The sequence below is a fragment of the Hydrosulfovibrio ferrireducens genome, assembly GCF_046883345.1.
GTDB lineage: Bacteria > Desulfobacterota > Desulfobulbia > Desulfobulbales > Desulfurivibrionaceae > Thiovibrio > Thiovibrio ferrireducens.
In genome coordinates, this window is sequence record NZ_JALKCW010000011.1 from 67,856 (window position 1) to 88,651 (window position 20,796).

The 20,796-nt window shown below is 57.7% G+C and carries 17 protein-coding genes; 10 read left to right on the forward strand and 7 right to left on the reverse strand.

The features are described from left to right. The first annotated feature begins 40 nt into the window (after positions 1 to 40). The 3 genes from MWR57_RS04910 to MWR57_RS04920 are packed head-to-tail and all read left to right on the forward strand — an operon-like array spanning position 41 to position 5,749. The gene (locus MWR57_RS04910) at positions 41 to 2,224 is read left to right on the forward strand and encodes a TSCPD domain-containing protein (RefSeq protein ID WP_423123680.1); all 2,184 of its coding nucleotides are present in this window, start codon (positions 41 to 43) and stop codon (positions 2,222 to 2,224) included. A 23-nt stretch (positions 2,225 to 2,247) separates the two neighbouring features. Beyond that, the gene (locus MWR57_RS04915; protein WP_423123681.1) at positions 2,248 to 4,209 is read left to right on the forward strand and encodes a PAS domain-containing sensor histidine kinase; all 1,962 of its coding nucleotides are present in this window, start codon (positions 2,248 to 2,250) and stop codon (positions 4,207 to 4,209) included. Continuing rightward, positions 4,193 to 5,749, forward strand: a complete 1,557-nt coding sequence (locus tag MWR57_RS04920; RefSeq protein WP_423123682.1) for a DUF3369 domain-containing protein — start codon at positions 4,193 to 4,195, stop codon at positions 5,747 to 5,749. The genes MWR57_RS04915 and MWR57_RS04920 overlap by 17 nt, the downstream gene beginning before the upstream one ends. Here MWR57_RS04920 and MWR57_RS04925 read toward each other — a convergent pair. Then, entirely contained in the window at positions 5,746 to 6,705 is a 960-nt protein-coding gene (locus MWR57_RS04925; protein WP_423123683.1) for a ParB/RepB/Spo0J family partition protein, read from the reverse strand. The genes MWR57_RS04920 and MWR57_RS04925 overlap by 4 nt on opposite strands. A gap of 117 nt (positions 6,706 to 6,822) precedes the next feature. On the opposite strand from MWR57_RS04925, the gene MWR57_RS04930 reads away from it, so the two are divergent. The 3 genes from MWR57_RS04930 to MWR57_RS04940 all read left to right on the forward strand — a co-directional run bounded on the left by MWR57_RS04930 (position 6,823) and on the right by MWR57_RS04940 (position 10,003). After that, positions 6,823 to 7,467 carry a RibD family protein gene (locus MWR57_RS04930; RefSeq protein ID WP_423123684.1) on the forward strand — a complete coding sequence of 215 codons (645 nt, stop codon included), beginning with the start codon at positions 6,823 to 6,825 and terminating at the stop codon, positions 7,465 to 7,467. 2 nt (positions 7,468 to 7,469) lie between these two features. Next, entirely contained in the window at positions 7,470 to 8,219 is a 750-nt protein-coding gene (locus tag MWR57_RS04935; protein ID WP_423123685.1) for a hypothetical protein, read from the forward strand. A gap of 341 nt (positions 8,220 to 8,560) precedes the next feature. Beyond that, positions 8,561 to 10,003 (forward strand): tetrathionate reductase family octaheme c-type cytochrome, encoded by a 1,443-nt coding sequence (locus tag MWR57_RS04940; RefSeq protein WP_423123686.1) that lies wholly within the window; start codon positions 8,561 to 8,563, stop codon positions 10,001 to 10,003. A gap of 321 nt (positions 10,004 to 10,324) precedes the next feature. On the opposite strand, the gene MWR57_RS04945 is transcribed toward MWR57_RS04940, so the two are convergent. The 6 genes from MWR57_RS04945 to MWR57_RS04970 all read right to left on the reverse strand — a co-directional run bounded on the left by MWR57_RS04945 (position 10,325) and on the right by MWR57_RS04970 (position 14,048). After that, on the reverse strand, positions 10,325 to 10,702 hold the full coding sequence (locus tag MWR57_RS04945; protein ID WP_423123687.1) for a DUF2784 domain-containing protein: 378 nt from the start codon (positions 10,700 to 10,702) through the stop codon (positions 10,325 to 10,327). A 140-nt stretch (positions 10,703 to 10,842) separates the two neighbouring features. After that, positions 10,843 to 11,052, reverse strand: coding sequence for a dodecin family protein (locus MWR57_RS04950; protein ID WP_423123688.1), 210 nt, complete (start codon positions 11,050 to 11,052; stop codon positions 10,843 to 10,845). 137 nt (positions 11,053 to 11,189) lie between these two features. Further along, the gene (locus tag MWR57_RS04955) at positions 11,190 to 12,083 is read right to left on the reverse strand and encodes an SPFH domain-containing protein (RefSeq protein WP_423123689.1); all 894 of its coding nucleotides are present in this window, start codon (positions 12,081 to 12,083) and stop codon (positions 11,190 to 11,192) included. Between the two features lie 32 nt (positions 12,084 to 12,115). Continuing rightward, complete coding sequence (locus MWR57_RS04960) at positions 12,116 to 12,583, reverse strand: NfeD family protein (protein ID WP_423123690.1); 468 nt, start codon at positions 12,581 to 12,583, stop codon at positions 12,116 to 12,118. 154 nt (positions 12,584 to 12,737) lie between these two features. Continuing rightward, positions 12,738 to 13,397, reverse strand: coding sequence for a GIY-YIG nuclease family protein (locus MWR57_RS04965; RefSeq protein ID WP_423123691.1), 660 nt, complete (start codon positions 13,395 to 13,397; stop codon positions 12,738 to 12,740). 120 nt (positions 13,398 to 13,517) lie between these two features. After that, entirely contained in the window at positions 13,518 to 14,048 is a 531-nt protein-coding gene (locus MWR57_RS04970) for an REP-associated tyrosine transposase (protein ID WP_423123692.1), read from the reverse strand. Positions 14,049 to 14,726: 678 nt separating this feature from the next. On the opposite strand from MWR57_RS04970, the gene MWR57_RS04975 reads away from it, so the two are divergent. The 4 genes from MWR57_RS04975 to MWR57_RS04990 all read left to right on the forward strand — a co-directional run bounded on the left by MWR57_RS04975 (position 14,727) and on the right by MWR57_RS04990 (position 20,742). Further along, on the forward strand, positions 14,727 to 15,527 hold the full coding sequence (locus tag MWR57_RS04975; protein ID WP_423123693.1) for a glycosyltransferase family 2 protein: 801 nt from the start codon (positions 14,727 to 14,729) through the stop codon (positions 15,525 to 15,527). Beyond that, on the forward strand, positions 15,524 to 16,417 hold the full coding sequence (locus tag MWR57_RS04980; protein WP_423123694.1) for a GTP cyclohydrolase, FolE2/MptA family: 894 nt from the start codon (positions 15,524 to 15,526) through the stop codon (positions 16,415 to 16,417). The genes MWR57_RS04975 and MWR57_RS04980 overlap by 4 nt, the downstream gene beginning before the upstream one ends. A gap of 157 nt (positions 16,418 to 16,574) precedes the next feature. Next, positions 16,575 to 18,047 (forward strand): CCA tRNA nucleotidyltransferase, encoded by a 1,473-nt coding sequence (locus MWR57_RS04985; RefSeq protein WP_423123695.1) that lies wholly within the window; start codon positions 16,575 to 16,577, stop codon positions 18,045 to 18,047. A 220-nt stretch (positions 18,048 to 18,267) separates the two neighbouring features. Beyond that, complete coding sequence (locus tag MWR57_RS04990) at positions 18,268 to 20,742, forward strand: glycogen/starch/alpha-glucan phosphorylase (RefSeq protein ID WP_423123696.1); 2,475 nt, start codon at positions 18,268 to 18,270, stop codon at positions 20,740 to 20,742. Positions 20,743 to 20,796: the final 54 nt, after the last annotated feature.

A 20,796-nucleotide genomic window follows, 5' to 3' on the forward strand; every position in this document is an offset into this window, starting at 1 on the left:
ATTTCCGTTACAATCATGACATTTACCCAAGGGGTGCCCGATGGATTTACCGATCAGTTTTGATGAAGCGCTGAAGGAATGGGAGCGTTTTGAAGAGTATCTTGTGCAGGCCAGGTATGCTATCCGCAACAATAAAACCGGGGTGCCCATGGAAAAGGACATGACCCAGGTGCTGTTGCGCGTCAGCAAGCAGTTCAAGCATCCTGCGGTCGCCAAGGCCCTGATCCACGGCACCATCATTACTGCCACCCCTTTTCTGATGAACGGCGGCAACCCCTATACCCGGCGGGCCGGGTATTATTCCTGCTATCCCCTGGGCGACGTGGAAGACTCCACCGACGCGATCTTCGACATGGAGCGCGATCTGGTCAGCATCTTCCAGCATGCGGGCGGCGGCGGCATCGACGTGACCAAGATCCGGCCCAAGGGCACCATTGTGGATAACGGCCAGGGCCTTGCCTCCGGCCCGGTTTCCTTTGCCAAGGGGTTTTCCCATCTTTCCGAGCGCATCAGCCAGGGCGGCAAGCGGCGGGGCGCCCTGATGATTCAGGCGGACTGGGATATCAAGGACGTCAAGGAGTTCATCTCCTTCAAGGGGGATAATCCCGGCCGCTACACCGGCTGCAACATCTCGCTCAACGTGACCAACGAGAAGTTCTGGGACGATGAGGAGCTTACCAATCTGGTGGCCGAGTACATCTGGAAATCCGGTGACCCCGGCCTGCTCTTCACCCAAAAAAGCCTGGCCAACACCCCGGTGCCAGCCAAATACAATCCGATCTTCTCCAATCCCTGCGGAGAATATCTTTCCACCAAGGATACTGCCTGCAATCTGCTCACCGTCTGCCTGTCCAAGTGTCTCCAGGAGGACAAGGGCAAGTTTTTCGACGGGGTGTTCGAGGCGGCCAGGCTTGCGGCCATTGCCGGCAACGAAATCCTTGATCTGGGCGGCTTCCCCCCCATTGAGCGGATCAAGGCCAATACCCTCAAGTTCAGGCCCATCGGCATAGGTTTTACCGGGTTGCATCACGCCATGAACCATTTCGGCGTTTCCTATGCCGATGAGCACGAGGCCCCGCTTTTTGCCAAGGCGACCCAGTTGGTCCTGATGCTGGGCTCCATGCAGGGCAGTCTTGATTATGCCGATTTCATCAAAAAGGAAGGCAAGCAGAAAAAGCTCACCCCCCAGGAATGGAACATGCCCTATGTCGACAAGATCGACAGCGAGGCCATTGCCTTCATCGAATCGGACATGCCCAACAAGGCTCAGTGGCGCAAGCGGACCAGCGAGATATTCACCACCCTGCGCAAGCTCGGCGGGCTGTACAATTCGGTGACCACCTCCCAGGCTCCCACCGGGTCCATCTCCCAGTTGATGCGGGTGGCCTGCACCGGGGTGGAGCCCTATTTCTCCATGATCCAGCGCCGCAAGGTCAAGGATGTGGATGATTCCTGGAAGGAGTTCATCCTGGTGCCCCTGGAGTTTTACCAGTACGAGGAAGAGAAGCTGGAGTGGGTTGCCGAGCAGACCGCGCACAAGATCGAGCCGTACCAGCAGATCCGGATTCTTGAGGCGTGCCAGGCCTTCAACCATACCGCGGTTTCCAAGACCATCAACCTGCCCGCCGACACCACGGTGGCTGATATCAAAAAGATCCTGCAATATGCCCGGAAGAGCAACCTCAAGGGCATCACCATGTTCCGCGATTCTTCCATGGAAGGGGTGTTGAGCGATCACGGCGGCAAGGTTGAGGCGACCTGCGAATTCTGCGACATGGACGTGCGCAGCGGCTCCACCTACAAGTTCCGTGGGCCTGCCCCGCTGTATATCACGGCCAACAAGGGCGGCCAGGGGCATGTGCGCGAGGTGTTCCTCAACACCACCAAGTCCGGCTCCACTCTGCACGGGATGAGCGAGGCCCTGGGGAGGGTCATTTCCGTGGCGCTCCAGCACGATTACCGGCTGGTGGGCAAGATCGCCCGGACCCTGGAGGATATCTCCTCGGACGGCGCCTGGATCAGCGCCTCGCTGGGCAGGGTCTATTCAATCCCCGCCGCCTTGGCCAAGGTGCTTGACAAGAGCGGCGAAGGCGAGGTGGAGCAGGATCCCGAACCCTATGCCGAGCCGTCCTCCTATGCCTCTTGCCCGGCTTGCGGCAAGATCAGCCTGCGGCGCAGCGGCGGCTGCAACCAGTGCGTGAGTTGCGGGTATTCCTCCTGTTGACGAACGAAAAAGAGGGCGGTTACATGCAATCAGGCCCGCAGCAGGGCAGATACAGCAAGGCGGTCATGGCTTTCATGGCCGTCTTGTTTTTTTTCATGGTGCTGGGCGACATCATCATTGCCCGGCATCAACGGAATTTTTTGTTTTCCAGGGCGGAAGAACAAGTCCGCCGGGATCTCCAACTGATGGCGGTCAATTTTCTTGAGCCGTCCCTCAAGTATGACTACGATTGGATAAACGGATTCGTCCGGCGCTGGGGCGAGGAGCATCCCGAGGTGGTGCGCCTGGCCGCCATCGACCCTGAGGGCAGGGATCTTTTTGCTTTCAGCCGTCCGGGCGAAGGGGAAAAAGTCTTTCTGGTCGAAGAGAAGGTGCACTTTCAGGGCAAGAAGCTGCTGAGCCTGCAGATGGTGGCTTCCTCCGGCGAGGTGGATGCTCTTTTGCGCAAGCTCCACTGGCAGTTGGGGCTTGCCTCGTTTTTCCTCACGGCGATCGCCGGAATTGCCCTGTGGTTCACTCTGAGGCGTATTGCCTTTGCTCCCCTGGAAAAAGAGATCGGTCTGCGCCTGGAGACGGAGCAGAAACTTGCCGCGGCCCACCACCGGCTTGAGGAACGGGTGCGCGAACGGACCGCCGACCTGGAGGACGCCAATCTCTTGCTACAGAAAGAGGTTGCGGTGCGTCACGCCGCGGAAGAGCAGTTTGCCAGGCTGCACCGGGAGTACGAGCTGATCCTGAAATCCGCCGGGGAGGGAATCTATGGCTTGGACACCGAGGGGCGCATAACCTTTGTCAACTTGGCGGGATTGCAGATCCTTGGGTATGATGAGGCGGAATTGATCGGCAAGCATCTGCACGATTTTCCCCATCATGTGCGCTGGGACGGCGAACCGCATGGCCGGGAGGATTGCCCGGTGTGCGCGGCCTATGGCCAGGGGAGAAAAAATCGCGGGGGGGAAAGCTATTTTGCCAGAAAAGGCGGCGCTGTTTTTCCGGTGGAGTTTGTCTGCACCCCCCTTGTGGAAGGCGAAACGGTCATGGGTACGGTTGTGGTGTTTGAAGATATTACCGTGCGCAAGCAGGCTGAACGCGATCTGCTCGCCCTGACCGAAACCCTGGAGCGGCGGGTCATGGAACGTACCGCCCGTCTGGACGCCGCCAACCTGGAATTGCGGGAAACCCTGGGGCAGTTGGAACAGACCCAGGCGCAGTTGGTGCAATCCGGGAAGATGGCGGCCTTGGGGGATCTGGTGGCGGGGGTTGCCCATGAGATCAACACCCCGGTGGGTGTGGGCGTAACCGCGGCGTCGCATCTGGAGAACAAGACCAGGGAGATTGTGGCCCTCTACGGGGAAGGGCGGATGAAACGCGGTGATCTTGACCGGTATCTTGCCCTTTGCCAGGATGCGGCGAGTCTGATCTTTTCCAATCTTCACCGGGCCGCGGAACTCATCCGCAGCTTCAAGCAGGTGGCGGTGGATCAGTCCGGGGAGGGGCGCAGGACATTTCGGGTCAAGGAATACCTGGCCGAGGTCTGCCTGAGCCTGAGGCCGGTTTTAAAGAACACCGGTCATCGCCTGGAGATCTCCTGTCCCGAGGATCTGGAGCTGAACAGCTATCCCGGGGCCTTTTCCCAGATCGTCACCAACTTCATCACCAACTCGCTGACCCATGCCTACGATGGGGATCAGGCCGGCGTTCTGCTCGTGGAAATAGGGCTGGAGGGGGGCAATGTCCGGTTTTGCTACAGCGATGACGGCAAGGGCATGACCGAAGATCTGGTCAGCCACGCCTTTGATCCATTTTTTACGACAAATAGGGAAAAAGGGGGGAGCGGTTTAGGGCTGCATATCGTATATAATCTTGTGACCCAGAAATTATTGGGGTCAATTACCTGTGAAAGCAAGCCAGGAAAGGGAACATCCTTTGTTCTGCTTTTCCCGGCCGCCATACCTGGGGGGGTATCGCATGGTGGAGTCACATGAGGCGGTTTTTTTTGCGGATGAGCCGGAGGGGCCTGGTTCTTCCGGGCAACAGCCCGGGGCCAACGGCACCTGGAAGGTGCTGGTGGTTGACGACGAGGAAGAGGTGCATGCCGTCACCAAATTGGTTCTTGCCGACTTTTCCTACGAGAACAAAAGGCTGCTCTTTCTGCACGCCTATTCCGGGAGGGAGGCCAGGGAACTCATTGCCGAGCATCCCGACACCGCCATCATTTTTCTTGACGTGGTCATGGAAAAAAATGATGCCGGACTCGATGTGGTCCGCCATATCCGGGAGGAGCTGAAAAATTCCTTTGTCCGGATCATCCTGCGCACCGGCCAGCCCGGCCAGGCGCCGGCGGAGAAGGTGATCATTGAGTATGACATCAATGATTACAAGGAGAAAACCGAGCTTACCGCCCAGAAGCTCTTCACCACCATGGTGGCTTCCCTGCGCTCCTACCGGGACATCCTTACCATCGAAGCCAACCGCAAGGGGTTGGAAAAGATCATCGATGCGGCCACCTCCATCTGCCGCCTCCGTTCGGTCACCAATCTGGCCAGCGGGGTTCTTACCCAACTGGTCGCCATCCTCCATCTCAGTGAAAACGCCCTTTATTGCCGGACTTCCGGGATCGCGGTGGCCAATATCCAGGGCAGTTTCAAGATGCTTGCCGCCACCGGGGTCTACGAATCGTATCTCGATGCCGAGGTTGGGGGAGATTTGCCGGCCAAGGTTCTTGCCTATGTCCAGCAGGCCACGGCGCTCAAGCAATCCATCTGCCAGGACAACCGGTACATCGGGTATTTTTGCAGTGAGCGCGGGGAGGAAACGGTTATCTATCTCGAGGGCTGGCGCGATCTCAGCGAGCTTGACCGCAGGATGATCGAGGTTTTTTGCGGCAACGTCCAGGTGGCCTACGAAAATGTGCTTTTAACCCAGGAAATTGAGGGAACCCAGAAGGAGATCATCTATACCCTGGGCCAGCTTGCCGAGATGCGTTCCCTTGAGACCGGCAACCATGTCCATCGGGTGGCGGAATACAGCCGGCTGCTCGCGGAAAAACATGGCATGAGCCCGCGGGAGGTGGAGGTGATCCGTCTTGCCTCCTCCATGCATGATGTCGGCAAAGTCGCCATCCCCGATGCCATTCTCAACAAAACCGGGCCGCTCACCGCTGCCGAGTTTGAGATTATGAAGACCCATACCAGCCGGGCCCAGGAGATGCTGGGTCTTTCCGACCGGGAGGTTGTCAAGGCCGCGATCGTCATTGCCATGCAGCATCACGAAAAGTTTGACGGCAGCGGGTATCCCAAGGGCTTGAAAGGGGAGGATATCCACATCAGCGCCAGAATCACCGCCCTTGCCGATGTCTTTGACGCCCTGGGCAGTGACCGTACTTACCGGCAGGCCTGGGAGATGGAGGCTATCCTTGATCTTATCCGCGCGGAACGCGGCGTGCATTTCGACCCGATTCTGGTGGATCTCTTTTTTGAAAATATAGACACGATCCTGGCCATCAGAGCCAACCTGGCCGGCTAGCCCTCGTGCGCCTTCAAGGCGTCGGCGATGAGCGGCCAGGTTGTGCGCAGCGCTTCCCGATTGGTAAAGGGGATGGTGAGGTGTACCTGGTCCTGTTCAAAGGAGGGTGAATGATTGAGGGCCACCCCGTTGGGCAGCTTGAGCGCGGCGGTAAAGGCGCGGAATTCCTGTTCCGCCTCGGTGAGGTTCGGGAAGCGTTGTTCTGTGAGCCACTGCATGAGCCGGGCTGTTTTTTGGGGAATGTTGGTCTCCTGCGGGTCAAGGATTTCCCGGACCTCGGGCTGGCTGAGCAGGGCCATGACCGAGGTGTTGTGCCTGGCTGCCAGCTCCCGGCAGGAAATGGTGATTTTTTTTTGGTTGCTGACGCTGAGGCTCAGAATCTCCATGACCTCATAGAGGGAGAGGCGGTCGGTGAAGTTCAGGGCCAGCAATTCCCTGGCCACCCCTTCATGCAATCGGCCTTCGTGGAGCGCGGTGAGCAGGTGTTCTTCAAGCCGCAGCAGCGGCAACAGGCTGTGCAGATGATGGCGGTGGGGTTCCAGTCCCAGAACGGGGAGAAACCTTTGGGCCGCCTCGTTCTCATCCAGGTGGGCGAGGATCTTTTGGAAAAAGATCGCCTGCTCGACCACGGAAATGTCGCCCCGGAGCACGGTGTCTTCCAGATTGATGGCCAGGGTTTCCGCGGGCAGGGTATCCGCCGGCAGAACCAGGCAGATGGTCGAGATGGAGTGCAGGGTTTGCTGGGCCGCCAGCAGCCGTCTGCGGCCCGTGACGATCTCCATGCTGGTTCGCCCCTGTTCCCTGAGGATGGGCGGGTGGAGAATCCCGGCTCGGGCAACGGAATCCAGCAGCGCAGGGCTTGGTTCCCGTGCTTCTTCCGGGGTCAGGCTGTTGCTGAAATCCTGAAAATTGATGTGGTGCAGGTTGACGAGGCTTGAACGGAAGGTCGGCGGCATGGGTATTCTCATTGGCAACGGGCGGAGGTTTTTCGAGTGTCGTGGTTGCTTGACTCTATGGGAAAAAAGGCCCATCTTGTCAATGAAAACCTGTAGGCTCTTTTCAAGAGGGGCAACGTGAAAGTAACCATCATCGCGGCCAGCACCATCTGCGGACGCATCGGCCCCGGCCTTACCGGCAGCCCGCTTGATCGCGGGTTGCTCGAAAGGATGCGGGCGGCAAGCGATGCCAGCCTGTTGGGCGCGGAAACCTTGCGCCAGGGCGATCCGGAGATGCGGGGGCCGGAGGGGGTTCTTTTGCCCCACCGGATCAGGGGGTTCATCACCGAGTCCGGCGATATTCCCGTGGTGGGGAAAAAAGTTTTCCAGCACGGGGAGCCTCCCCTTATCTTTACCGGGTCGGCAACGGCTGCCGGCTTGCGGCACAGGCTGGGTGCGCTGGCCCAGGTCGTCCCCCTGCCGTCTGCATCCGGAGGGGGGCTTTCCCTGGCCGCGGCCCTTGCCCATCTGGCACAACTCGGCGCGGCCTCGGTGCTGATCGAGGGCGGCGGCGGGTTGAACTTCGCCTGCCTGCGGCAAGGGGTTGTCGATGAGATTCTCCTCACCCTGACCCCGAAGATTTCCGGAGCTCAGGGGGCACCCTCCCTGTGTGGCGGCCCTGAGCCGCTGGGGGAGCCGTTTCTGCCGCTGGCCCTGGTTTCGTGCGAGGCAGCACCAACCGGGGAAGTCTTTTTGAAATACCGGGTAGGCAAAGGAGAATGACCATGCAGCAGGAACTGGCGATCTTATATTCCGGAGGGACGGATTCCCTCGCCCTCTATGCCCTGGCCAGCGCCGGTCATCATCCCGGCCTGCCCAGGCCGGTGCGCATCCATCTCCTCCACATGCTCAACGGCATGGGCCGCTTTGCCGATTTTCCCAGAAACCGTTTTCTGGCCGCGCACAAAATCCTGCTGGCCAATGCCTCCGATCCCAAGAAGATTCCGGAGGCCGAAATGGTGGAGCTTGACATGGGCCGGATGTTTCAGGGGCTGTGGCTCGACCGTTATGAGGAAATGATGCCCCGCTACAACGGGAAAAATCTTGTCTGCGTGGCCTGTAAACTCGGGATGCACGCCCGGGCCATCGTCTATTGCCATGAGCATTTCGTCCCCCATTTCGTGGCCGGCTATACCAAGAAGCAGGGGCATTACCCCGAGCAGACCCCGGTTTTCATGGAAAAGATCCGGGAGCTGTCGGCCCGGTTCGGGATCAACACCACCTTCCCGGTCTACGAGGATTTTGACGACCAGATGATCACCCGGCATGTGCTGGAGGATTTCGGCCTGCCCTCCACGGGCGGGGGCGAGCGGAAATGTCTATTCTGCCAGACCCTGACCACGGCAACGGAAAAGGAGATCGGTCAGTACCTCGACGACATGCTCCCCCTGGTTGGCGAGTATATTGAGCATCGCCTGGCCGGTCGGGTCCGCGAGGCGGCTCTCTGTTTTCCTCCCGGCAACCGGCGCGTATAGCGCTCGGGCGATCGATCTGCCAAAATCAGGGCAATACTCCGCCCGGTTCGCGGTAACGGGCGCAAGATATTTTGCGGCCTTGTGTTGTTTTTTCTTGTTGTTCTCCTGCGTTATCCCGTGTTCACCCCTCCTGGTCAAATTACATTGCGCCCCTTTCCTGGTGGCGCAGAGCCCCTTGGCCTTGCTTTTATCACGCGAATTCATCCCTTTGCTTGTTTTGTTGGGGCCTGGCACCCAATTTGCTTCTTGTAACCGCAATATGCTGCCTATATCGCCTCTGTCATGGGGCCAGGAAAGGGGAAGAGTAACCGTTCATTTTTTATAAGGAGGAGAAAAAGGCTATGAAAAAATCCCGTGTATTCTCGGCAATGCTGGTTGCGTCGGCTGTGGTGGTCGGCGGATCGGCCTATGCCGGTGAGGCGCACAAGGCGATCACCGGTCCTTTTGCCACGCCCATGGATGTGACCAAGAAATGTCTCGAGTGCCATGCGGACGCGGCAACGGACATCATGAAAACCACCCACTGGACCTGGGCCAGCGAGCAGGAGATCTCCGGCAAGAAGGGCAAGGTCGCGCTGGGCAAGAAAAACGCCATCAATAATTTTTGCATCTCCGTTGATTCCAACTGGCCCCGTTGCACGAGTTGCCATATCAGCTACGGTTGGAAGGATGCCACCTTCGATTTCACCGACAAGAACAAGGTGGATTGCCTGGTCTGCCATGACACCACCGGCACCTACAAGAAAGCGCCTCCCGCCGCCGGCATGCCCTTTGGCTTCACCGGCAACCCGGAGTTGGACGCCAAACCCGTTAATCTGGTGGCCGTGGCCCAGGGCGTCGGCAAGCCTGCCAAGAAAAATTGCGTGTCCTGCCATGGCTTTGGCGGCGGCGGCAACAACGTCAAGCACGGGGATATCGATTCGTCCATGGTCAATCCCACCAAGGCCATTGACGTGCACATGGGCTCCGACGGCCTGAATTTTCAGTGCACCGAGTGCCACACCACCCAGAAGCATGAGATCAAGGGCAACTCCATGATCGTCACGCCCGGCGGCAAGAATCATCTGGAGTGCACCCAGTGTCATGACGCCAAGCCCCACAAGAATGCCAAGCTGAACACGCATACCGCCACCGTGGCCTGCCAGACCTGCCATATCCCCACCTTTGCCAAGGCCATGCCCACCAAGGTGGAGTGGGATTGGTCCACAGCCGGTCAGGACATCAAGGTGGACGAGCAGGTGTTCGGCACGGAGAAACGCGACGGCTACGACAAGAAGAAAGGCCATTTCAAGTGGGAGAAAGACGTGAAGCCCACCTATAAATGGTACAACGGTAACGCCACCGTCTATCTGCGCGGCGAGAAGATCGATCCGTCCAAGGTCACCGAGTTGAATGCGCCTACGGGCAGCATCAAGGACAAGACCGCCAAGATCTATCCCTTCAAGGTGCATACCGGAAAGCAGATCTACGATAAGGAAAACAAGTACTTCCTGACTCCCAAGGTCTGGCCGACCAACAAGGAAGACAAGGATGCCTACTGGAAGAATTTTGACTGGAACAAGGCGGCCAGGGCCGGCAGCGAGGCCTCCGGGTTGGCATACAGCGGCAGCTACGATTTTGCCCCCACCGTCATGTACTGGCGGATCAACCACATGGTTGCCCCGGCAAGCCAGGCCCTGAAGTGCAACGACTGCCACGCCGCAAAAGGCCGTCTCGATTGGAAGGCTCTCGGCTACAAGGGCGATCCCATGAAAACAAAAGGCGCTGCCAGGATGAAGAAGTAATATTCCTGGTTTCCGCACCCTCCCTAAGCCCCCTTCTTCTTCCGAGGAAGGGGGCTTTTTTTTAGTTTTTTCCCCATTGGCACGCAGCCGAGCACCGGAGAGGCTGCCGAAAAAGGGCTTTGCGCTGTGTGAGGCGTTAGCCGAGTGTGTAAACCCCCGGCAGCATCGAGGAGTACCCCATGCGGGCCATACACTCCGGGTATCCCGCCTGTGGCGGGACAAGTGTCGGGGTGCCCTTTTTGGGGTTCGTTTCTTTGGGCAAGCAATGGAGAGGCTTTTTAGTCCGCTCGTGAGGATCGGGGAGGAAAGGCTGGTAATGCTTTAAGCCAAGGGCTTCCTGCGGCGGCGTATCCAGAAGATATAGCCGTAGATGAGCAGGTTCACCGCCACCAACCCCAGGCCCAGCAAATAACGCAGCGCAATGGTCAGGTTCTCGGGATAGAGAATCAGGCCGATGTAATGCTCGATGAATCCTCCCGCATAGCCTGCCTCGCCGCCTCTTTCCCGCAGAAAATTTTCCAGCGGCGTAAGCGGGCAGATCCAATCCGCCAACTCGATCGCCACCCCCCAAAACACTGCGCCAAGATGCAGCCACAGCAGGGAAGGGCGGCGCAGCACCAGCAAGCCTCCCAAAACGGCAAAAAGCGTGAAGGCGAGATGGAGCAGGAGGACGCAGTCGGCGGCTATGCGGTAGATCATTGGCTGGGGCTGATTTCGTCTTAGGGATCAAGGAAGGTGGCCGCAGGGGGCGATCCCGCGCGGGTAATTTGCCCTGGAGAGGAAGAGCGAAGGGGGCACTGATGACAGTGCAATCCGTGTGCCCCCTTGGCCTGGTGCGGTTACGAATGGTACTTGAAAGAAAGCGAAACCCTGGCCCGGTAGGCGGTCACCTTGCCGTTTTCAATCTTCATGTCCAGCTTGATGACCTCGGCGACCCGGAGATCCTTCAGGCTCTTGCTCGCCGTGTCGATTGCCGTTTGGGCCGCCGCTTCCCATGATTCGGTGCTGGTGCCCACCACTTCGATGATTTTGTAGACGCTTCCTGACATGGTTGTCTCCTCTGTTGGGGGTTATGAAAAGACTTCCCGCACTTTCACCTGTTGATGCCTGCTTCTTTGTAAGTACCACGGTGATGAGTGGTGCTGTCAACTGTATTTGCCTGAAACCGCAGCGAGCAACCGGCAGGTCATTTTCCAACCTTGAGGCCAAACATCCCCTGGAGCGCTGCGGGCAGATCCGCGGGCAGGACCACGGTCTTGGCGTTTCCGGAAAGACCCAGCTCCTGCAAGGCGCCAATATATTTCTCGCCCAGCAGGTAGAGGGCAGGCAACTGCTCGTTGCCGATACCTTGTTGCACCAGGGCCAGGGCATCCTTGGTGGCTTGCGCCAGAACGACCCGGGCTTCGGCGTCCCTTCGCGATGCTTCCAGGCCGCCCTCCGCCTCCAGGATGGCTTTCTGCTTCTGGCCTTCCGCCGTCAGAATAGCGGCCTGTTTTTCGCCTTCGGCCTCGGTGATGGCCGCCCTACGGATTCGCTCCGCCGCGGCCTGCCGCTCCATGGAGGCCTGCATGGTCGCCGATGGTTTGATGTCCTGAATCTCGATACTCTTGACCGTCAAGCCCCAATCCTCAAGATCATTGGCAATGGCCTGGATAAGTTTCACCTTGATCTGCTCCCGGGAGCTGAGGGCGTCATCCAGGTCCATCTGGCCGATAATGGCCCGCAGGTTGGTCATGATCAGATTCTTGGTGGCGTGTTCGTAGAAATCGATGCCGAATATGGCCTTGTGCGGGGTGTGGATGTTGATAAAGGCGATGGCGTTGGTGATGATCACCGCATTGTCCCGGGTGATGACCTCCTGGCTGGGGATATCCAGGGAGATGTCCTTTCTGGTCACCTTGGCGGCAATGGTGTCGATATACGGGATGATCAGGTTCAGGCCCGGCGTCAGCGTCGTATGGTATTTGCCGAGCCGCATGATGACAAACTCATACCCCTGCGGCACGATCTTGACCCCGTTGGCAATGGTCACAAACACAAGAACCAGAATGGCAACGACGATAATGAGTCCCACATCCATATAATATTCCTCCAGGTGAAGATTAAACTCCGTTACAGCACTTTTTTTACTTTGAGAACCCGTTCTCCCTGGTCTGAAACGAGAATTGCGATAACCCGAACCCGGTTGCCTGTTTCAATGGGTTCGTCGGCCAGATACATCCACGATTCCTCCCCCAGCACCGGGACGGAAAACGCCACCCGGCCATGCTCTCCCGGAACCAGGGCCCGGGTGGCGGCAATTCCCATCTGGCCGATGGCTGTCTGGTCATCAGCCAGCAGGGTTTTGGTTTTTTTTCGTGGCACGAAGAAACGGAACCAGAAAAAGGTAAACCCGAGACTGGACGCGGAAAAAACCAGTAATTGCCACTTCAGCGAAACGTCCGGGAGCGCGGCCAGCAGCAGACCGGTCACCACCGCCCCCAGGCCGAACCAGAAAATAGTGAACGAGGGCACCACGATTTCCATGAGTATCAGAATAATTCCCAGGACAATCCAGTGCCACCAGAGGATGTTTTCCATTGTCCTTCCTTGTTGTAGATTTTTGAAAAATTCGAGCCTATTATGGGGGGTATTACGTTTGAATTCAACGGCCTGCGCGGCTTTTTGCGCAGGCCGTTGAATGATGGGTTAGGCGCAAGTTCTCAATCAGCACGTTCTGTATTTTCCTCGAGTGCTATTTGATTTTAAGCTGCTCCAATTTTCCTCCCGGGCCTTCCCATTCCTTCGCAATCTGTAAAGCAACTTCTTTGGGAAATATGTCTGAAACCATGATCCAGTCGTATTCATCCAAAGTCGCTAGCAACTTTGCGTTGTGCTCAACTACCTCGGGCGTAACCGTTTCCGGTGTTTTAAGTCCTCCTAGGGGAAGTTCCTCCTCTGAGTATTCCTCTAGCCCATTAAGGCTCCTGCCAATCTTTAGATAGCATGAACCAGGGACAGTAATCATTCGAATACTAAAAATATTTGGGTCGAGAAACTTGGGGAATCGTGATTTAAGCATTGGCAGAGCATCGTCGATGGCAGCAGCTAGAGCAGGGGAGACGGGATATTTCTGCGTGATATCAATCAATGCACGGATTGCTAGTTTCGGTGGTACATAAAAAAATTCTCTTCTCTTATTAACGCGATAATCAGAGAAGTATGCGTGAACTTCTTTTTCAGCCTCCTCTACGTCATTAACGAGAGTGTCGTACAAGACAATAAAATCGGTCGGGACGCCTGTAGCTGAAGAAATATTGCGAGCTCGTCTCTCCGAGGTGCCTTCGGTTAGCCCAATCTTGACCATATTGGGAAATGCTGGGTTCAGCAGAACATAGATGAAGCCATTGGCCATTATGATTTCCTGTTGATACTTGAGTTCTGTATATGGCGCCCAACAATATTATTATTGAGCTAGCCCGTAGCCCGTAGGATGCGGTGAGGAACGAACCGCATCGATCGTGCACCGCTCGGGTTATTCACCACCACAAACACCGCTGCTCGGTTCGCTCGCCCAATCCTCGGGACACAAACCTTTCCTGACGTAATCATGAAAACTCGAGTAAGGCCATGCCTTGACCTGCTCAACCCAGCCGTGTTTTACCGGATTCCAATGAATATACTCGACATGGCGCTCAAAATCGACTTCATCCCGAAGCAAATGCTCCCAATAGCGCCGTTGCCAAATTCCCCGCTCTCCCCTGTTTATGCGGCTCGATGATCTTCTTTCGGTGGCCGGCAAAGCGCGGGAGAATCCGGCCTTGATCAATGCCCACCTTGTTTTAAAATCGGCGTCCCCATGCGGCAAGGTGAATATGCAATGGAGATGCTCTGGAAGAACCACTATGGCATCGATGGAAAACGGATGCGACCGTTTCACTTTCGAGAACGACTGCCGGAGTAAATCGATATTTTCCGTGAGAGTCCGATTGCCCCGGCGTTCGGCACAGTTGACGGTGAAAAAATACGAGCCACCAGTGATCTTTGGCCGCCGATATTCAACCATAGGTGTCCGAGGTTGTTGATTGTGTGGGGAACTCGATCGATGCGGTTCGTCCCTCACCGCATCCTACGGGCTACGGGCTGATTTTTAAAGGCATGGAAAACCGAGTCGCCTTGTTTTTGCACACCATGAGCAATTACTACTTTCCGGCTTTGAAGCAAGGTCTCCGGTAAAAAATCGACGAAAATTCTGAAAAGGGCTGTCTTGCCAGATCCCTTCGTGCCAGGCACGAGATCTACTCTGTCATAAAAAAATGTCGCTGAAAGCAGATGTATCTACGCGCGCGCTATAAAGTAGATCATCAAATTCAGCGACAGAAGAGCCAAGGTTAAGATTTTGGAGAAGGGGTTGCAGAGTTGTATGAGGATGCACCATTTTGTGATCGTCCTTTGGTGAATTCTGGGGACACCGTACTTAATTCCAGTTTTGAAAAAAGAGCGGTTCCGGTAATTTTTCCGTTGGTTCCACCAGTTAGTGATTCTATGTGGCATGGGATTGAAAGGCAAGGAGAAAATCGGTCGAGACCCTGCCCGCCTCCCGCCTTGTTCAGACAGGCATGCCGAATCCATCCCCTTGGAGCAGTCCAGTTTTATGTGTTATGCTGGAGAGTGGGCAGGGCGTCTTCCTGCCCGGCACAGCGCACCCTCGTCAGACAGAGCAAAAGGAATCATCACAACGGCCATGCGAATCAGTTGCGTAATCCCCACCAGAAACCGGCCGGAGATGACTTGCCGGGCCATTGCCAGCGTGATGGCGCAGGATATTCCGGTGAGCGAGATCATTGTCGTGGACGACGGCTCGACGGACCACACCGCTGCCCTGGTTGCCGCGCGGTTTCCCGGGGTGCGGCTGCTGCACCGCTCCGGCCTTGGGCCTGGTCTGGCGAGAAACGCCGGGGTTGCCGAGGCGTGCGGTGAGGTGGTCATGTTTCTTGATTCCGACGATGTCTGGCTGGAGGGTCATGTCGCACGCCTGGTGCGGACCATGGCCCGCGGCTTTCCGGTGGCCTATGGCGTGACCAGGAACTGCGATCAGGTCGGCGGCGGGGAATTTTGCCTCCCCGAGCCGGGCATGGCCTTGGAAGGGCATTGCCTTGCCGCGTTGTCCCGCTGGTGTTTTCTGGTCCCCTCGGCAATGGCGGTGGAGAAGGGGGCCTGTGTTGCGGTGGGCGGCTTCGGCTCCGGAGAGCTGGGCGAGGATTGGTCTTTTTTTATCCGGCTTGCCCAACGGTTCCCTTTTGGCTTTTGCGGGGAGGAACCCATCACCCTGCGGTATCTCCATCATGGCAGTCTGTGCAATGGTGCGAACAGCGAACGGCTGGAGACCCTGCTGGCCTCGGTCTCCTGTGCCCTGGCGGAAACCGGGGCCGCGGCCGAGAATCTTGTCCGGTTTCAGGCCCTGGCCGAATGGACCCGGCAACAGGGGGATTGGCAGACTATTCAACAGTGGTATATTTCCTTGAAACAGGAGGAGCTCATTTGAAACCATCCATATCCCCCCAAGATCATGCCCGGGTGCTGGCGGAAGGGGTTGACATTCCCCAGCAGCATCCTGCCTTTGGGCTGCCCCTGCCCGAGGTCGGCATCTGCGGGAAAACCGTCTGGGTCCGGCTGCCCGAAGGGCTGATTCCTTTTGCGGCCCGGCTGGAGGTGAATCTGGCCGCGGAGGTCCGCGGCATCCATATGTCCCGCATGGAGGAGGTGATTGCCGGCCTGTACGATCGGGAGTTTTCCGATCTCCGCGACTACGGCGTGCAGCTCGGATGGGAAATGATGGCGCGCCAGGGAGCAAATCGCGGCAGGGTAAGGCTTTCCGGGCAGTTGCCGCTCATCCGCACGGCCATGGTCAGCAACAGGCAGTCGGTGGATTCCATTGCGGTCAGCCTTGACCTGAAGCTCGCCAAGCAGGGGGAGGAGCTGGAGAGCGTGGCCGTGTTCGGGGTGGGCGTGACCCACATCACCGCCTGCCCCTGCACCCAGGCCTACAACCAGACCCTGTTTCGCAAGGAAGGGGATGCGTGCCCCTTGCCCACCCATTCGCAGCGCTCCCAGACCACCCTGTCCATGCAGTCAACAGGGTTTGCCCCGAGCATCCCCGAGTTGTTGGCCTGTCTGGAAGAGGCGTTGCATGTGACCCAGGATCTGCTGAAAAGGACCGACGAGGCGCAACTGGTCTACACCTCGCACAGCCAGCCGCAGTTTGCCGAGGACGCGGTGCGGGAGGTGGCCCGGCGGGCCGGGGAGCGGTTCGGCAAGGTGTTGCCGCCGGAAACCCTGGTGGTGATCGATTCGCTGAGCCTGGAGAGCATCCATATCCACGATGTCTGCTGTAGGCTGGAAACCAGTCTGGCTGAAATCGTCAGGCATCTGTGAGAGGTTTAGGCAGTAGTGGCCGACCTGCGTTGTGATTCTGACTCCCCTCTCGACGGGAGGGGGTGCGACTGCCCGGCATATTCGTTTCGGGCAGAACCGCTTTTTAGGCGAATCACCTCTCCGAAGTAATGAGCGTGAAGATTTTTGTAAGGGCTCCATGGCAACAGCATTGACCCAGGATTGGCTGCAAACGTACCCCGAGGAGCTGCGCCGGGCCCTGGGCCGGGTTGCGCGCAGTTCCGGGCAGCCCATGTATGTGGCGGGCGGGCCGGTGCGGGACTGGCTGCTGGGGGTGGCGGCCAGGGATCTTGATTTCACGGTGCCGAAGGGAGCCGTGGCCTGCGCCCGCGAGGTCGGCGGGCTCCTGGGCGGGACCTTTGTTTTGCTTGATGAGGGGGAAGACGTGGCCAGGGTTGTTTGGCAGGGGCTTACCCTTGATTTTTCCGGATTCAGAAATCACACCACCACCATTGAAAAGGACCTCGGCCAGCGGGATTTCACCATCAACGCCATGGCCGTTGCCCTTGCCCCCGGGACCGGCGCCCTGGCCGAGCGCACGGTTATCGATCCTTGCGGCGGTGCGGCCGACCTTGCCCAAAAACGCATCCGGGTGCCGGCCGTGGCCAATCTGCTGGCCGATCCCCTGCGATTGTTGCGGGCTTACCGCTTTGCAGCGGCCTTGGGTTTTGCCATCGAACCCGAGACCGAGAGGGCCATTGCCGCCCATGCCGAGTTGCTGGCAGATCCGGCCATGGAGCGGGTTGCCTATGAGTTTGGCCTGATCATGGCTTCGGATCGCGCCGGACAGACGATCGGGCAGATGGGCCACACAGGGCTTCTCTGGGTTGTCTTTCCGGAACTTGTTGCCGGCCGCGGTCTTGTCCAGCCTGCCAGCCATCATCTTGATGTGTTCGAGCATTCGCTGGAGGCCTTGCGGTGTCTGGAAAAAATCCTGAGGGCGCCGGAGGCGTATTTTTCAGGACAGGGCGGGCTATTTGGCGAGGCAGCCCAAGGAAAACGGGGGGTATTGCTGAAATGGGCCGCCCTGTTTCATGATCTGGGCAAACCGGAAACGCACAGGCTGGTAGAGGAAAAGATAACCTTTTACAACCACGATCAGGCCGGCGCCGCGATTTTTGCCGGGATCGCCGAGAGGCTTCACTGGCCCAAGGATGACCGTGTTCGGGTGGCCCGGCTCATTGCTCTGCATATGTGGCCGTTTCATCTCAGTAACGCCCGGTTGCGCACCGGGATCACGCGCAAGGCCTGCCTGCGGCTGGTCAAGGCGGTTGGCGATGATCTGGACGCTCTTTTTCTGCTGGCCATGGCGGACAGCCTTGCCGGGCAGGGACCGGGCAAGCCGGAAGGGATGGAGCGCAATCTGGCCGCGCTCTGGCTTGAGGTGCACGGGGTATATGAGGAATATATCCGGCCGGTATTAGCCAGCCCGCCGCTGATCACGGGGCATGATCTCATTGTGGTTTTTGCCCTTGCCCCGGGCCCGCTTTTTAAGGAGATCCTCGACGGTCTGCAGGCGGCGCAGGTGGAAGGACTGGTCACGGACCGCAAGCAGGCCCTGGCCTGGGTGCGGATGTTTCTTGACGCCGAGGGATCGGCGGCGCCGTTATGACAACACGGTATTGCCACTGCACACGGTGGTAGCCAGCCGGGTGAACGGCGCAGGGGCGGAAACAGGATGGTGGAAAAATTCAAGGGTATTCCATGACAGCCCGTAAATACATTTGACTGTTTTTTCAGCGCCATTGTACTCTGAAGGAAGCAATCAATAAAATAGCAGGTGGGGGGATTCTATCAATTTTAGTCAAACGGACAGGACGTAGACCATAACCATGAACAACAAAATCCCGCAAGGCCCGTACTGTGCGGTCTTTAAGTCTCTTTCCAAAAAGGATTTTCTGACCACGATCAACCATCATCTGCTGAGCTTTCTCGGCCGTGACCCCCAGCGGGCCGGAAGCAGGGACCTCTACAAGGCCCTGGCCTACACCATTCGGGATTTTCTCATCGAACGCTGGATCTCAACGCAAAAGGGCTATTACGCAAAGGGCAAGAAGCGGGTCTACTACCTCTCCCTGGAGTTTCTCATCGGGCGCTCCTTGGGCAACAGCCTCATCAATCTCGGCTTTTATGATGAAATGAAGGATGTCATGCAGGAGATGGGCTACGATCTTGAGGAGATCAGGGAGGAAGAGGAGGATGCCGCCCTTGGCAACGGCGGTCTTGGCCGGTTGGCTGCCTGTTTTCTCGATTCCCTGGCCACCCTGGGCGTTCCGGCCTACGGCTATGGCATCCGGTATGAGTACGGCCTTTTTTTTCAGCGCATCGTCGACGGGTTTCAGATGGAACATCCTGACAACTGGCTGCGCTACGGCACCCCCTGGGAGTATGAACGGCCCACGAATCTCTATCCGGTAAAGTATTACGGCCGGGTGCAACGGTACCGCAACAACAAGGGCGAGCTGCGGACCGAGTGGATCGAAACGGAAGAGATCATGGCCATGGCCTGTGATGTTCTGGTGCCGGGCTTTAACAACGACAATGTCATCAACATGCGTTTGTGGACGGCCCGGGCTTCCCGTGAGCTAGATCTCGGCTCGTTCAACCGGGGAGATTACATCTCGGCCGTGCAGGAGAAGGTGCAGTCGGAAACGATCTCCAAGGTTCTCTACCCCTCGGACGATATCCGGCAGGGTCAGGAACTGCGCCTCAAGCAGCAGTATTTTTTCGTGGCCGCCACCTTTCAGGACATCCTCCGGCGGCACAAGAAAAAACACAATAATTTCGACTTGTTCGCCGATGAGATTGCCGTGCAGCTCAACGATACCCATCCGGCCATCGCTATCCCCGAATTCATGCGGCTTCTGGTGGACGAGGAGTCGGTGCCCTGGGAAAAGGCCTGGCAGATCTGCGTCGGCACCTTTGGCTATACCAACCACACCCTAATGCCCGAGGCCCTGGAAAGCTGGCCCGTGGAGCTGTTGGGCAAGGTGCTGCCCCGGCATCTTGAGATCATCTACGAGATCAACCGCCAGTTCCTCGACGAGGTCGCGGCCCGGTATCCTGGCCGCGATGATCTGTTGCGCGCCATGTCCATCATCGAGGAGGGCCCGGTGAAAAGGGTGCGCATGGCGTATCTGGCCATCGTGGGCAGCCATTCCGTCAATGGCGTGGCCGAGTTGCACACCCACCTCTTGAAGACCCGGCTGTTCAAGGATTTTCATGAGTTTTATCCGGGCCGGTTCAATTGCAAAACCAACGGTATCACCCAGCGGCGCTGGCTGCTCAAATGCAACCCCGGCCTGGCCGGCCTGATCACCGACACCATCGGCGGGGAATGGGTCACCAACCTCGATTATCTGCGCAACCTGGAGCCCTATGCCGGTCAGGCCAAGTTTCAGAAAAAATGGGCCAAGGTGAAAACGGAGAATAAAAAACGTTTGGCCGTTCTCATCAAGCAGGAATGCGGGGTGGTGGTCAACCCCAACACCCTGTTCGATGTCCAGGTGAAGCGGATCCACGAGTACAAACGGCAACTGCTCAACGTTTTGCATGTCATCACCCTGTACCACCGGATCGCCAATGGGGAGGATACGGACTCTCCTCCGCGGACCATTGTTTTCGGGGGCAAGGCCGCGCCTTCGTATTTCAAGGCAAAACTGATCATCAAGCTGATCACTTCGGTGGCCGAGGTGGTCAACAACGATTCACGGATTGGCGATCGCCTCAAGGTGGCGTTCATCCCCAACTACGGCGTCTCGGTCGCGGAAAAGATCTTCCCGGCCTCCGACCTTTCCGAACAGATCTCCACCGCGGGCACCGAGGCCTCCGGCACCGGCAACATGAAATTTTCCTTAAACGGCGCTTTGACCATCGGCACCCTGGACGGCGCCAACATCGAAATCCGCGAGGAGGTCGGGGCCGAGAATATCTTCATCTTCGGCATGACCACGGAAGAGGTTGAGGAGGCCAAACGGAACCCGCGCCGCAACGGATTTGACGTGTATCGCGACAACGCCGAGGTGAAACGCACCCTGGACAGCATTGGTAACGGCTATTTCAGCAAGGGCGACACCCGCCTGTTTGCCCCGATTGTTGAGGGGCTGCTCAATCACAATGATCCCTACCTGCTGCTCCTTGATCTGGAGGATTATCTCCGCTGCCAGAATGAGGTGGGCGAGCTGTACCGCGATCAACCGAACTGGATCCGCAAGTCCATCCTCAATGTGGCACGGATGGGTAAATTTTCCAGCGACCGGACCATCCGGGAATATGCCCGCGACATCTGGGGCGTCCCGGTGGATTAAGAGAACTGCCTTGTCCGGCAAGGCTCCGCGCTTCCCTGAAATACATTGACTTTT